13 protein-coding genes are annotated in these 14,271 nt (G+C 46.9%); 9 read left to right on the forward strand and 4 right to left on the reverse strand.

Annotation, left to right across the window (positions count from 1 at the left end):
* Positions 1-238: 238 nt before the first annotated feature.
* Positions 239-2,605 carry a penicillin-binding protein 1C gene (pbpC, locus tag ACX0G9_RS11540; protein ID WP_459065056.1) on the forward strand — a complete coding sequence of 789 codons (2,367 nt, stop codon included), beginning with the start codon at positions 239-241 and terminating at the stop codon, positions 2,603-2,605.
* 66 nt (positions 2,606-2,671) lie between these two features.
* On the opposite strand, the gene ACX0G9_RS11545 is transcribed toward pbpC, so the two are convergent.
* Positions 2,672-3,406, reverse strand: a complete 735-nt coding sequence (locus ACX0G9_RS11545; protein WP_459065057.1) for a hypothetical protein — start codon at positions 3,404-3,406, stop codon at positions 2,672-2,674.
* Between the two features lie 301 nt (positions 3,407-3,707).
* On the opposite strand from ACX0G9_RS11545, the gene ACX0G9_RS11550 reads away from it, so the two are divergent.
* Genes ACX0G9_RS11550 through ACX0G9_RS11565 form a run of 4 tightly spaced genes read left to right on the forward strand, consistent with a single transcriptional unit; the run spans position 3,708 to position 6,382 of the window.
* On the forward strand, positions 3,708-4,436 hold the full coding sequence (locus tag ACX0G9_RS11550; protein WP_459065058.1) for a pirin family protein: 729 nt from the start codon (positions 3,708-3,710) through the stop codon (positions 4,434-4,436).
* Between the two features lie 44 nt (positions 4,437-4,480).
* Positions 4,481-4,786, forward strand: a complete 306-nt coding sequence (locus ACX0G9_RS11555) for a hypothetical protein (protein ID WP_459065059.1) — start codon at positions 4,481-4,483, stop codon at positions 4,784-4,786.
* A 20-nt stretch (positions 4,787-4,806) separates the two neighbouring features.
* Entirely contained in the window at positions 4,807-5,742 is a 936-nt protein-coding gene (locus ACX0G9_RS11560; protein WP_459065060.1) for a ring-cleaving dioxygenase, read from the forward strand.
* Positions 5,743-5,764: 22 nt separating this feature from the next.
* Entirely contained in the window at positions 5,765-6,382 is a 618-nt protein-coding gene (locus tag ACX0G9_RS11565; protein ID WP_459065061.1) for an alpha/beta hydrolase, read from the forward strand.
* A gap of 9 nt (positions 6,383-6,391) precedes the next feature.
* On the opposite strand, the gene ACX0G9_RS11570 is transcribed toward ACX0G9_RS11565, so the two are convergent.
* From ACX0G9_RS11570 to ACX0G9_RS11580, 3 genes are read right to left on the reverse strand one after another with little or no spacing between them, the layout of a single operon-like run.
* Complete coding sequence (locus ACX0G9_RS11570) at positions 6,392-6,973, reverse strand: Crp/Fnr family transcriptional regulator (RefSeq protein ID WP_459065062.1); 582 nt, start codon at positions 6,971-6,973, stop codon at positions 6,392-6,394.
* A 42-nt stretch (positions 6,974-7,015) separates the two neighbouring features.
* On the reverse strand, positions 7,016-7,690 hold the full coding sequence (locus tag ACX0G9_RS11575; protein WP_459065063.1) for a hypothetical protein: 675 nt from the start codon (positions 7,688-7,690) through the stop codon (positions 7,016-7,018).
* 8 nt (positions 7,691-7,698) lie between these two features.
* Positions 7,699-8,424, reverse strand: coding sequence for a head GIN domain-containing protein (locus ACX0G9_RS11580; RefSeq protein WP_459065064.1), 726 nt, complete (start codon positions 8,422-8,424; stop codon positions 7,699-7,701).
* A gap of 182 nt (positions 8,425-8,606) precedes the next feature.
* Here ACX0G9_RS11580 and guaA point away from each other — a divergent pair, with 182 nt between their 5' ends.
* The 4 genes from guaA (at position 8,607) to ACX0G9_RS11600 (ending at position 14,240) form a co-directional block, all read left to right on the forward strand.
* Complete coding sequence (gene guaA, locus ACX0G9_RS11585; protein ID WP_459065065.1) at positions 8,607-10,139, forward strand: glutamine-hydrolyzing GMP synthase; 1,533 nt, start codon at positions 8,607-8,609, stop codon at positions 10,137-10,139.
* Between the two features lies 1 nt (position 10,140).
* Complete coding sequence (locus ACX0G9_RS11590; RefSeq protein ID WP_459065066.1) at positions 10,141-11,442, forward strand: type 1 periplasmic-binding domain-containing protein; 1,302 nt, start codon at positions 10,141-10,143, stop codon at positions 11,440-11,442.
* A gap of 84 nt (positions 11,443-11,526) precedes the next feature.
* On the forward strand, positions 11,527-12,558 hold the full coding sequence (locus ACX0G9_RS11595; protein WP_459065067.1) for a ligase-associated DNA damage response exonuclease: 1,032 nt from the start codon (positions 11,527-11,529) through the stop codon (positions 12,556-12,558).
* Positions 12,555-14,240: an ATP-dependent DNA ligase gene (locus ACX0G9_RS11600; protein WP_459065068.1), complete on the forward strand. Its 1,686-nt coding sequence runs from the start codon at positions 12,555-12,557 to the stop codon at positions 14,238-14,240. Before ACX0G9_RS11595 ends, ACX0G9_RS11600 begins: the two co-directional genes overlap by 4 nt.
* The last annotated feature ends 31 nt before the right edge of the window (positions 14,241-14,271 follow it).

A 14,271-nucleotide genomic window follows, 5' to 3' on the forward strand; every position in this document is an offset into this window, starting at 1 on the left:
CCGCAATTTAATGAAACGAAGCTAGGGAGGGTGACTGTTGGACCGCATTTTTAGCTGGGTATTGGGGAAATGATCCGGAAATGGGTTAATGAATGACGAGTTAAATGTACATCACGGGCAGGCCTGTTTGCAATAGGGAGTACGATAAGAATTTGTTAATTCAATAAGATCAGATCAGGGGTTGATTGAACTTGCGTTTGAAAGTATGGCTGTTTTTATTTCGCTATTATATTGATACATGAAGAATTTCTTTCGATCCACCTGGCTTTTATTTTCTTCAGGTCGTTTTTTTACGAAAAAGAACCTGATCCGGATACTAATCACGGCAACAGGAGTTTTTTTATTGTTCCTGCTGCTGAATGTCCTGTTCCCTCTTCCCGACCGGATCAGTTATTCAACCATTGTAACGGATAATAAAGGAGAAGTCATTCATGCCTATCTCACCGCTGATCAGCAATGGCGTATGAAAACCGAACTACAGGAGATCTCTCCCCTCCTTCGGAAGACCATCGTAGAAAAGGAGGACAAGTATTTTTATTATCATCCCGGTATCAACCCGCTGGCTATTACCCGCGCCTTTTTTAAGAATCTTTTCCGGATGAAACGTACTTCCGGCGCCTCCACCATTACCATGCAGGTTGCCCGTTCGCTGGAACCCAGAAAAAGGACCTACCTGAATAAATTGGCGGAGATTTTCCGGGCCTTCCAACTGGAATGGAAATATTCCAAGGATGAGATCCTGTTATTATATCTGAACAAGGTTCCTTATGGCGGTAATATCGAAGGAGTGAAATCGGCCTCTATCCTTTATTTTAAAAAGAACCCCGATCATTTGTCACTGGCTGAGATCACCGCTCTTTCCATTATCCCCAACCGACCCTCTACCCTGGTCGTGGGCCGCAATAATAACCGGATCGTGGAAGAACGGAATAAATGGCTTCGGAGATTCGCCCGGGAAAAAGTATTCAGTGATAAAGAAATAGAAGATGCCCTTTCCGAACCCTTGACGGCGACACGGGGAGCCGTTCCCGGCTTCATTCCCCATCTTGCCTATAAACTGAAAAAAAAGTACGGCCCGATTATTCATACTACCATCGAATTGAATACCCAACGTAAGATCGAAAAACTGGTTAAAGATTATTCCCGTACGCTCCGGCTGAAAAATATCCGGAATGCAGCGGTGATCGTTCTCGATAATACCACCCACCGGGTAGTTGCCTATGTCGGCAGCGCGGATTTCCACGATACGACAGATGGAGGTCAGGTGAATGGAGCGGCTGCGATCCGTCAGCCCGGCAGTACGCTGAAACCTTTGTTGTATGGTCTTTGTATTGACGAAGGTCTGCTCACCCCAAAAATGATGATCACAGACGTAGCCGTCAACTACCAGGGTTACGCGCCTGAAAACTACGACCGCAAGTTTAATGGATTTGTAACGATGGAATATGCGCTGGAACATTCCCTAAATATCCCGGCCGTTAAAAGCCTGAAAGCACTTGGTAAGGACAAACTGATCCGGAAAATGGCAATTTGTGATTTTCAGCAGGTCAAAAAGGATCAGAATAAATTAGGCCTTTCGATGATCCTCGGCGGATGCGGCGCGACACTGGAAGAATTGACGGGCATGTATTCCATTTTTGCCAATGAAGGAAAGTATGTGAAACCCATTTATAGATTGGATGCCGATTCGGCAACCGGGAAAACGACTCCCGAAGCAAAAACGATCTTAAGTCCTGCGGCCTCCTTCATGATCAACGAAACCCTGTCCAAGGTCAACCGGCCGGACTTCCCCCTGAACTGGGAAAGTACGATGCATCTTCCCAAGATCGCCTGGAAGACAGGAACCTCCTATGGCAGGCGCGACGGTTGGAGCATTGGTTATAATAAAAAATATACGGTAGGGATCTGGGTAGGTAATTTTTCCGGACTGGGGATTCCCGAACTCAGCGGAGCCAATGTAGCCACTCCTTTGCTGTTCACGGTTTTTAATACGATCGATTACGATGATGACCAGACCTGGTTCACCCAGCCTAAAGATTGCGATTTCCGCGTGGTCTGTTCCGAAACCGGTTTGCCCCCAACCGATCATTGCACCAATCTCGTTTCCGATTTTTTTATACCTCTGGTTTCGCCCTCCCGGCTCTGTGATAACCGCCAGGAATTCTTTGTGTCCGCCGATGAGAAAATCTCTTACTGCCGGAGCTGTCTGCCGGAGAACGGATATAAGAAGAAATTGTATAAGGTCATTATATCCGATATGAAGGAATACTTCGAACAGAACCGTATTGCCTATCAACAAATCCCTCCTCATAACCCCAATTGTGAGAAAGTATTTAAAGAAGGGGGTCCCGTCGTAACCTCACCGGCTAACGGCAGTGAGTACCTGATCAACAAAAAGGATCCCGAACCGCTCCAGCTTCGTTGCCGGGTTAGCAACGATGTCGGAAAAGTTTACTGGTATATCAACAATAAATTTTACAAGGCCGGGGAAGCCGGCAGCAAACAGTTTTTTATACCGGAGGAAGGCCCCGTGAAAATCTCTTGTACGGACGATAAGGGCAGGAATAAAGATGTCTGGATACGGGTAAGATATGTAAATCTTTAAAACCCGGGTCTTCTGATGGATCTGACCAATCTATCGGATCCAGTGGATCTGGTGGCTAGGGCGGATCTAGCGGTTCTTCCGAAAAGAGCTCCACAACCATTGACTCCGGGGGGTCCGGCGTCTTTCCCTTCTGCTGCCCACATGCGCACGCATCTGGTAAGTCAGGGGAATATTATCCGCAGTCAGTTGGGTCCATCCGTTACCGGCCGTTATATTGTAGATCCCGATATAGCCCCCTGCCAATATTTGAAAGGGACTGGTAATCTGGTTTCCATAGTCGAATTGTTCTCCGGGAAGATGGAACTCTTCGAACCAGGCCGGATATACAAAATCCGAGACCAGTACGTTATTGATCATATAACCGAACTGGTCCGCTTCGCAGGCATCACAATTTTCATACGCATAAAGGACGCCTGACCCGTCCTGTTGTTGGCGGAATACCGTCAGATTGATATCCGGATCGCCAAGTATCTCCATTAATTCATGGCTCGCCGTTACCGACCAGGAATTTCCGTATTGGGCATCCGTACCTGCGAATACCTTGCCGAGCGGCTGCCCCTGGGCAGTCATGTCATGATAACCCAAGGCTCCTGCCTGGTCGGAATTGTCAAAGATTCCCAATACCCAGGAGGTAGCGGGTACCTGGGTTTGATCGGCGTAATAGGTCAAGTCCGCATCGATTCCCCAGGCTGGTGCAAAATCACGATGAACCTGCACCTGTAAGGCATCCACCACTTCCTGCACCTGGCTGTCAGAAAGGGGAGAGTAGTTATTGACTACTGCAATCTGAAAATTTGCCATAAAAGTTGGTTTTCAGAAAAGGTAAGAAAATTTCAGGGCATATCGTACCGTATTTACACCTGAACTTAACCGCCCCAGCGCACCCGTTTACCGATCATTTTCCAATGGATAAATCAGGCCTTTCGATGATCCCCGGCGGATTCGGTGCGACACTGGGCCTATCTTTAGTTCCGGGTCCTTGCCTTCAAAATCTTAACCTGCATTAACTCTTTTTATTAAGTTAAGTTAATGGACTGGTAGCCCCATATATCGGACCTTTACACTGCAAATAACAAATAAGCTAATAATAAAAACAGCAGTAATGGCACAATATATTTATCACCAGTCGGAAACCAGGGGGCATGACAATCATGGCTGGCTGGATAGTAAAAAGACGTTTAGTTTTGCAGACTATTATAACCCCAAAAGAATGAATTTCGGCGTATTGCGTGTTCTCAACGACGATACGGTGGAAGGGGGAAAAGGTTTTGGCTCACACCCGCATGATAATATGGAGATCATCAGCATTCCATTGGAAGGCAGCCTGGAGCATAAGGATAATATGGGCAATGTTAAGGTGGTGCGGCAGGGAGAGGTCCAGATAATGAGCACAGGCAGCGGTATTTTCCATAGCGAATACAACAAAAATACGGACAGTCCTGCGAAGTTCCTGCAGATCTGGCTGTACCCAAACCGATTAAACGCTCCTCCCCGTTATGACCAGGTAAAAGTTGCGCCTGAAAAAAAACCGAATACCCTTCAACAGGTAATTTCTCCGGACCAAAAGGGGCCTGGCACCTGGATCTACCAGGATGCCTGGTTCAGCATGGGCAATTTTGAGCAAAATAAAGAGATCGCCTATTCTTTGCAAAAACAAGGCAACGGCGTCTATGCGTTTATCATTAAAGGCTCTTTTTCGATTGACGGAAAAGAGCTGCACGCCCGGGACGGGCTGGGCATTTGGGCAACTCAGACGATCGCCGTCAAAGCACTCGAAAATGATTCCGAGATCCTCATCATGGATATTCCTATGGAAGGGCCGGTTCATTAGAAGGCCGATTTGTTCAGAGAAGAAATAAAACCAAGGAGGAAGATATGGATGAGATCAAGATAAAGATCCTGGCCTTAGGGTACCATGCCGGGATTATGGAAGTGGTGCTTCGTTTGATCAACAGTCATGAAAATTGGTCCGGTACGCTGGTAACTTCCAAAGAAGAATTAGTGAACATGCCGGGTAAAGAAAAATATAACGTGATATTACTGTGTACCGGAGTCACACTGGAAGAAGAACAGGAAATTGCTGCAGATTTGATGAAATCGACCCCAGTTCCAAAACTAATCCGGCATTACGGAGGAGGAAGCGGATTGCTGGAAAATGAAATACGAAACGCTTTTAATTAAAGAAATTAAAAATACTATAAATGAAAGATACTATTTTAGGCTTGCACCATATAACGGCGATTGCAGGCAATGCCCAACGCAATTATGATTTTTATACAAAAGTCCTTGGCTTACGGTTAGTAAAGAAAACCGTCAATTTTGACGACCCGGGTACTTACCATTTTTATTATGGAAATGAAGAAGGCACTCCGGGCACGATTCTCACTTTTTTCCCCTGGGAAAGTATGGGTCAGGGCCGCACGGGCAGTGGTATGGCTACCGAGATTGGCTATTCCGTACCGGAAGGCAGTCTGTCTTTCTGGGAGCAGCGGTTTGAACACCTGAAGGTGCCCTTCAGCCCGGTCGCCGAGCGTATGGGAGAGAACTATCTTTCTTTTACGGATCCCGACGGATTGAACATCAGCCTGATCGTTCCTAAAGCCGGTGATACCAGAAAACCCCGCGAGACGGATGAGATCAAAAAAGAAACGGCCACAAGAGGTTTTCATAGTACTACATTGACCCTGCGGAAAACAGACCCTACCGCAAAAGTGCTGACCGATATTTTCGGCTATCGTTTGTTATCCCAGGAAGGCAACCGCTATCGATTCATTACGGATGCCGTACCGGATGCAGCTATTATCGACCTGTTGGAGACGCCGGATGGCAAAGCCGGCACTAATGCCCAGGGCACCAATCACCATGTAGCTTTCCGTGTAGCAGATGATAATATACAAATGGCTTTTCGGGAAAAGGTCCTGAACAAAGGGTTACAAATCACCCAAAAAATAGACCGTGATTATTTTTTCTCGCTTTATTTCCGGGAACCCGGCGGCGTACTTTTTGAAATTGCCACCGACAATCCCGGTTTCACGGTAGATGAACCTTTAACCGAGTTAGGAAAAAATTTAAGACTTCCCAAACAATATGAAACCGCAAGAGCCAAAATTGAAAAAAAATTGCCGGTTTTGAAATAGAGTAATATAATTACTGAAAAACATGCACCATAAAAATATATTGACAGGAGGCGCCGATATCCGCACTGCTTCAAAAGCATTAATTATGCTTCATGGCAGAGGGGCAACCGCGGAAAATATCATTTCGCTGGCCGGCCAACTTAAGGTTGAGGGATTTGCGCTGTTCGCGCCGCAGGCTTCCGACAATACCTGGTACCCGTTTTCTTTTCTCGCACCGCCACAGAAGAATGAACCCTTTCTTTCTTCTGCGCTAAACTTATTGGATGGCCTGGTAGAAAAGATCAACCAGCAGGGAATTCCAAAAGAGCATATCTATTTCCTGGGTTTTTCACAGGGCGCCTGCCTTATGTTGGAATTTATGACCAGGAATGGCGCGAAATATGGCGGAGCCGCCGCATTTACCGGTGGGCTGATAGGCGATAAACTATATCCGGAAAACTATAAAGGCGATTTCGAAAAAACACCGGTTTTTATCGGGACCAGTGATCCGGATTTTCACGTACCTGTCGAACGCGTTCACGAAACTACGGACCTGCTGAAAAGCATGGGAGCCGATGTTACCGAAAAAATATATAAGAATATGGGACATACTATTGTCCTGGATGAGATCGACCAGGTCAACAGATTGATTTTTACCTGATAAATTTAATTATTTTTTTCTGTTCATCCCTCCGCGCACTTTGCTAAGAAATTCAGGAGAAACACCCAGATAACGGGCAATCTGGTTTTGGGGGACACGTTGTATAATTTGTGGATACTTATCGATGAAGGCCAGGTAACGTTGTTCCGCAGTTTGCGTAACCAGGGAATGAACCCGTTTTTGCAAGGCAAATAAAGAACGTTGTACCAGCAAACGGAAGAGCGTTTCAAACTTGGGTATTTTTTTAAATAGCTCAGTCTTGCTTGTATGGTCGATGATCAGCAATTCGCAATCTTCTAAAGATTCGATGAACATACCGGAGGGCTTCTGCTCCGTAAAACTGTACAGATCGCTCACCCACCAATCCTCAATGGCAAAGGACAATATGGTTTCAGCACCTTCATCACTTAAATAATAGGTCCGGATACATCCTTTGACAATGTAGGCCTCGAAATCACATATCTCACCTTCCTGCAACAGATAACTCCGTTTGCGTACTCTTTTAACCTTTAACAGCGAATGAAAAAGCGTAAGCTCTTCCGGCGAAAGGGAAATACAATTGGCAACGTAATTGTCAATCTGTTCGAACATGCTGGGTTAAAATTGTTGGACAAATATAGGCTATACCTAAGATCAACCACCCCAACGGATCTTCCGGCCGATCATTTTCCATCCGGTGTCCGTATGCCTGAATAAACAGGTGGCTCCCATGCCACAAAGACGGGCATCGCAGCGATATTCCAGGTCAATGACCGCATACCGGCCGTCATCCGTGAATTCAGGGCGGGAAAAATAAAAAACAGTCCGCTCCTGAGCAGGCAGAAGGGACCATTTTTTAAATTTTTGACGTTGGTCCCTTTTTTGACGGCGCTGACTTTTCGTTGAATCGGTTGGGGGACCGAAAAGGCGAGGATCCAGCAAGGAATCTGTCTTTTCCCGGCTTAAACAAATAACGCTGTCCAGTTTACCCTGTTCCCATATAACCGGGCCCCGGTCTTCATAACATTTTTTAGCCAGTTCGTTAAGTATATCTATCGTTACAGGTTCCTGCAACGCATATTGAACCCACTCGACATAATCGAATTTCACAAAACTGCAGGGACTGGCTTGTCCATAAAGATAATAGTGGGTAAAACCGCTGTCGACTACGGAACGAAAGATCGCATTGACAAAGACCTCCCTAAAAGGATATAGGGATGAGTCTCTGGAAATTATGGATCCGTCACTGGAAATTACAGTTCCACATAATTCAACATTGCCGGCCATCCTTCCGGATATCCCCATCCAAAGAAAAATGATAAGGAACATTTGCAGGTTTAATTGACTTTTGAAACGCTGCCGGCACCGGCGATATGCTGGCTGACACTGGTTGCGTTGCCTTTATAATTGACACTACCCGCACCGCTAACATCCGCATCCAGTTTCACACTGGCATAGACTTCGGCAGAACCCGCCCCCGTAATGTCCACTTTGACATTTTCCGCCAGCAATTCATAACAATGAGCATGCCCGGAACCCGTCAGATCCAGGGACACATCTTTGGTCTGCCCTTTGAGATTGATATTTCCGCTTCCCGATACTTCTGCTGCCAGTTTCGGAGCATCCACTTCCATTTGTATATCTCCGGCGCCACTGACATGAAGGTCAAGGTTCTCCGAATTGGTGATCTTATTCTGTCCAAGGATGTCGCAGGCTCCTGAAGCCTCGATCCTGTTATAAACCGGCGCGGTCACATAAATTCTCAGCTCATTGGTAGGCATAAGGTGAAAGCCCTTTTTTTCCCGCACCCGGATCTGATCACCTTCCTGGGAAACCTCGATAAACTGAAGCAGGTTCTGGTCGCCTTCAATTTTTACAGCACAGGGAGACCCATTGGAAACATATACTTTCGCTGCGCCACTGACATCTACATTTTTAAAAGTACCCACTGCACGGTCTTCTGTTTTGATATTCCCATCCCCTTTCACCCGTTTGCCAAAATAATGCCTGCAGGAACCAAAAATGACCGGAAAGGCCAGTAAAATCCAAAGGAATTTTCTCATGTTGTTTGTTTTAAGTTGTTTTATATGTGTTATATGTTGTCGGTAGAAGTGGCCGGTAGTTTATGGAAACTGGTTTCATTCCCTGCAAAAATTAAACTTTTCCCCGATATTAAGACGGCTATTTTCCACTGGCGGTTACAGCAAGCCGGAAATTGACCGGTTTTTTTTACCTTCGCAGCACCATGACGGAAAAGATTCTTATTCTCGACTTCGGTTCCCAATATACTCAATTGATTGCCAGGGCAGTGCGTGAAGCAAATGTGTATTGTGAAATCGTTCCTTTCTCAAAACCCGTGGTATTTGATCCTTCCCTGAAAGGGATCATTCTATCCGGATCCCCGTTTTCCGTGAACGACGCCAACGCGCCGCTGGTGGATATTCCTTATCTGCACAGTAAATTGCCGGTTCTGGGCATTTGTTACGGAGCGCAACTGACTGCCAAACAATTCGGTGGCCGGGTTGCCAACAGCAACAAAAGGGAATACGGGCGCGCTTTGCTCCACAAACAACAGGAAGATATCCTGCTAAAGGACACCACCGAACTATCCCAGGTATGGATGAGCCATGCGGATACAATACTGGACATGCCATCGGGTTTCGAGGTCCTGGCCAATACGGAAAATATACCATTTGCCGCTTTCAAAAAACAAGCCGGTGAAAATCCTTTGTACTGTCTTCAGTTTCATCCGGAAGTTTACCATTCCACGGAAGGAAAGAAGATCCTGAAAAATTTCCTGGTAAGCATCTGCGGCTGCGCCCAGGATTGGACCTCCGCCCATTTTGTCAGCGATACCGTTGCCCGGCTAAGCGCACAGATCGGTAACCGTAAAGTGATCATGGCCCTCAGCGGAGGAGTCGATTCTACCGTGGCCGCCACCCTGATCCACCGGGCGATCGGAGACAGGTTATATGGAATATTCGTAGACAATGGCGTCTTGCGCAAGAGTGAGTTCGGACAGGTATTGGAAAGTTATAAAACGATCGGTCTTAATGTAAAAGGGATCGACGCCAAGGCCCTGTTCTATAAAGAATTGAAGGGTCAGACCGATCCTGAAACCAAACGTAAGACCATTGGCAGACTTTTTATCGACGTTTTCCAGGAAGAGGCTGGCAAAATACCGGGGGTTGAGCTCCTTGGACAGGGAACTATTTATCCGGATGTGATCGAAAGTGTTTCTGTACATGGCCCTTCAGTTACGATCAAATCCCATCATAACGTGGGCGGTCTCCCTGATAAAATGCACCTGGAGCTGGTAGAGCCTCTCCGGTTCCTGTTCAAAGACGAAGTAAGACGGGTGGGAAAAGAATTAGGTGTTCCCGATGATTTGTTACAACGCCACCCCTTCCCCGGTCCCGGTCTGGCTATCCGGATCCTGGGAGAAGTTACCGAAGAGAAGGTACAATTATTGCAGGAAGCTGATCACGTGTATACCAAAGGATTAAAAGATCATAATCTCTATAATGCCGTCTGGCAGGCAGGCGCCATTCTGTTACCTGTAAAAAGTGTTGGTGTGATGGGAGACGAAAGGACCTATGAATTCACCGTAGCCCTCCGGGCCGTGACTTCGGTAGACGGCATGACAGCCGATTGGGCCCATTTACCCTATACTTTTCTGGCCGATATTTCCAACGAGATCATCAATAATGTGAAAGGTATCAACCGGGTCGTATACGATATCAGCAGCAAGCCACCCGCAACCATTGAATGGGAATAGTATGAACAACCGTCTCCGATATGCTGTACTTTTTCTCTGTTTTTGGGCATCCTATGCCATGGGCCTGGCACAAACCGGTCCGGCGCACAGCCGTGCAGATTCCCTGAACAGGCGACAGGATTCCATCAACAGGAATGCAGGCAACCAATCCCTGTTTACTCCGGGTGGTTTGAATAGAAGCAGTTTCTCCAAAGATTCCGCCGCCCGCCACCAAATAGCAATTTTTGCTCCCTTATATCTTGACTCCGCCTTCGATGCCGCGGGGAATTACCGCTACGATAAGGTTTTTCCGAAATTTATTAATCCGGGTTTGGAATTTTATGAGGGTGCCCAACTGGCCCTTGATTCCCTGGAGCAGGAAAATGCAGAACTGGATGTCCATATATACGATACCCGGTCCACTACCCAAAATTTGCAGCAGGTTCTTCACAGTACGGAGTTCCAGGGAACGGAGCTGATCATCGGACATGTTCTTCCCGGAGAATTGCAACAATTGGCTGCGGCAGCCGCCCGTCAGAATATTCCCTTTATCAATGTAAACTTTCCCAATGATGGCGGAATCACCAATAATCCGAACTTTGTCATCCTGAACTCTACGCTGCGCACCCATTGTGAAGGAATTTACAAATTCATCCAACGGAACTATGCTACCAAGCCCATCCTTTTTTTCCGAAGGAAGGGCTCGCTGGATGACCGTCTCCATAACTATTTTACGGAGATCGGTAAATCAACGGCTTCCGTTCCACTAAAAATCAAGGTGATAACCCTCGAGGATAATTTCACAGCGTCCTCTCTCCTTCCTTACCTGGACAGCACTACACAAACTATCTGCATTGCCGGCAGCCTCGACGAAAATTTCGGAAAGAATCTCTGCCAGGCCTTTGCCTCTGTGAATAAGTCGTATACCGCCATCCTCATCGGCATGCCGACCTGGGATAATATTACTGATTTTACCCGCCCCGAATACAGCGGAACGGAGATCATTTATTCCTCTCCTTTTTATGTCAATTCATCGGACAACCTAACCAAGTCCATTCAGCAATATTTTAAGACAAAATTCTACTCCCGCCCCAGCGATATGGTATTCCGGGGTTATGAATCCACTTACCGTTTTGCCAAATTGCTCCTGCAATACGGGAAAAATCTGAGCGGCAGCATCGGCGAAAAAAAGTACAAAGTCTTCAACGATTTCGACATCGAACCCGTCTTCCTCAACAAACAAACCATGACACTGGATTATTTTGAAAATAAGAAAGTGTATTTCATTAAGAAACTGGACGGAAATATAACAGGAGTTTATTAGGAGTTAATGGGGCAACATTTCCCTGTAATAAAATGTATTTATCCATAAAATGGCTGGCTTGATGGTTGCAGGTTGTAACTAATTATGGCACTCATAGAATTCACCGATAAAGGCCTCTTTTGCCCGCAGGGCAATTTCTATATCGATCCATGGCGGCCGGTGGAAAAGGCCGTAATTACGCATGCTCACAGCGATCATGCCAAGGAAGGAAGTCAGTTCTATCTTTGTCACCGGCTCACCAAACCTTTGTTGCAACTCAGACTCGGAGATCATCCTTATCAAAGTGTGGAATGGGGCGAAACCGTTTTTATTAATGGGGTAATGGTCAGCCTGCATCCTGCAGGTCATATCATTGGCTCTTCGCAGATCCGGGTAGAATACAACGGAGAGATATGGGTGGTGAGCGGAGATTATAAAACGGAGGACGATGGCCTGAGTGGACCTTTCGAACCTGTCAGGTGTCACACCTTTATTACGGAATCTACTTTCGGCTTACCGATCTATGACTGGAAACCACAAACGGAAATTTTTAAAGATATACAAAATTGGGTTTTAAAGAACAGTACTGCAGGAAGGGTATCCGTATTACTGGCTTATAGCCTGGGGAAGGCACAACGTTTGTTATCCTGTCTGACCGGCCTCAGCGATCCCATATTTGTACACGGCGCCGTCTGGAATGTACACCAGGCACTCGTCAATGCAGGTGTTACTTTACCGGAAATTGTTAGGGTCACTGCGGAGATGCCCAAAGAATCGTTCCGCGGCAAGGTGGTGATCGCACCCTCCAGCGCGGAGGATTCTCCCTGGATCAAACGGTTCACCCCTTATGAAACCGGAGTATGCAGCGGCTGGATGCAGGTCCGGGGAAATATACGCAGAAGGAATGCCGACGCCGGTTTTGCCTTAAGCGATCATGCAGACTGGAAAGGTTTGTTACAGGCCATCAAGGCTACGGAGGCCCAAAAAGTATTTGTAACTCATGGTTTCCAGGCCGCTCTAAGCCGATACCTCAATGAATCGGGGATCGAAGCGGGTGAGGTAAAAACAGAGTATGGGGACGATGAGGAAACAGGGGGGAACCCGGAAGGCATGAAAAATGCAACGGATAAAGAATGAGCAACGTTATGGATAAAAAGCCTGAAGGGCTGGCCGCTTTTGCGGAACTGGTAATCCTTCTGGGCACCAGCACCAGGACCAACGATAAACTGGAAGCCCTTTCCGACTTTTTTGCCTCTGCCGTAGATCAGGACAAAGTATGGGTGGTTGCCCTGTTCAGCGGAAGAAAACCCAAACGCGCCGTCAATTCTACACAATTGCAAAGTTGGTGCAGGGAAATTACCGGTTTGCCCCAATGGTTATTCGAAGAATGTTATCATACGGTCGGCGACCTGGCAGAAACCATCGCCTTATTGCTGCCGGAACATCAACTGGTGAAATTTGAAAAGGAGGACATGGATGAACCCAAACAAACCCTCTCGTTTTACCTTGACAAACTAAGATCGATAGGAAAAGAGGAAGAAATTTATAAGAAGGCGTTCGTGGTCAGTTGTTGGGAAACGATGAGCCGGAAAGAACGTTTCGTTTTTAATAAACTGATCACAGGGGGTTTTCGCATCGGCATTTCCCAAAAGACGATCGTAAATGCCCTGGCCAGAACCGTCAACGTGAGCCCTTCGGTTATTGCCCACCGCATCACCGGTAACTGGGACCCGCATACCACATCTTTCGAAGCCTTGCTCAGCGAAGAAACGGCGGCGCTGGACATTTCCCGGCCCTATCCATTTTACCTGGCTTATGCCTTGGAGGATGAGATCGCCGCCCTTGGGGAACCTGCACAATGGCAGGCGGAATGGAAATGGGATGGCATCCGGGGCCAGCTTGTCAAACGGGGCGGGGATTTATTCGTTTGGAGCCGGGGTGAAGAACTGATGACCGATAAATTCCCTGAATACCAATCCTTAAAAGAAAAGCTCCCCGATGGGACCGTGATCGATGGAGAAATCATCAGTCTTACTACGAATCTTATCGATGCGTCTGGGTTTGCTACCGGATACAGGTTCATACCTCTTCCTTTTTCAGCCCTGCAAACCCGGATCGGAAGAAAGAATGTTACCAAAAAACAATTGACAGAAGCCCCTGCCGGATTTATCGCATACGATCTGCTGGAATCCGGTGGTTTGGACTTTCGGGAAAGACCTCTTTGGGAAAGAAGAGCCCTGTTAGAAACCTATGTCGAAGGGGCAAATGATCCGGCCCTGCAATTGTCACCGGTTATCACCTTTTCCGGTTGGGGGGAATTAAAAGAGATCCGCTCCCATAGCCGGGAAATGGGCAGTGAAGGGTTAATGCTTAAGAAAAAAGATTCCCCTTACCAGGTCGGACGCAAAAGGGGCGACTGGTGGAAATGGAAAATCGATCCTCTGGTGATCGATGCCGTTATGATCTATGCGCAAAAGGGGCATGGCCGCCGCAGTAACCTCTATACGGATTATACTTTCGCCGTTAAGGATGGCGACAAACTGGTGACCTTTACCAAGGCCTATTCGGGGCTTACGGATAAAGAACTGAGCGAAGTCGATGCCTTTGTGAAAAAGAATTCGTTGGAAAAATTCGGACCGGTACGCACTGTTAAACCCGAATTGGTTTTCGAGATCGCCTTCGAAGGAATTGCCGCATCCAACCGGCATAAGTCAGGCGTAGCCCTTCGTTTTCCGAGGATCAATCGGTGGCGGAAAGATAAAAAACCAGAGGAGATCAATACGTTGGAGGATTTGAAAAATATTTTATTGTCCCGGTAAAATGGATTTGTATTTTAGGGTATGGAATTTT

It is taken from the genome of Flavitalea flava (genome assembly GCF_054461575.1).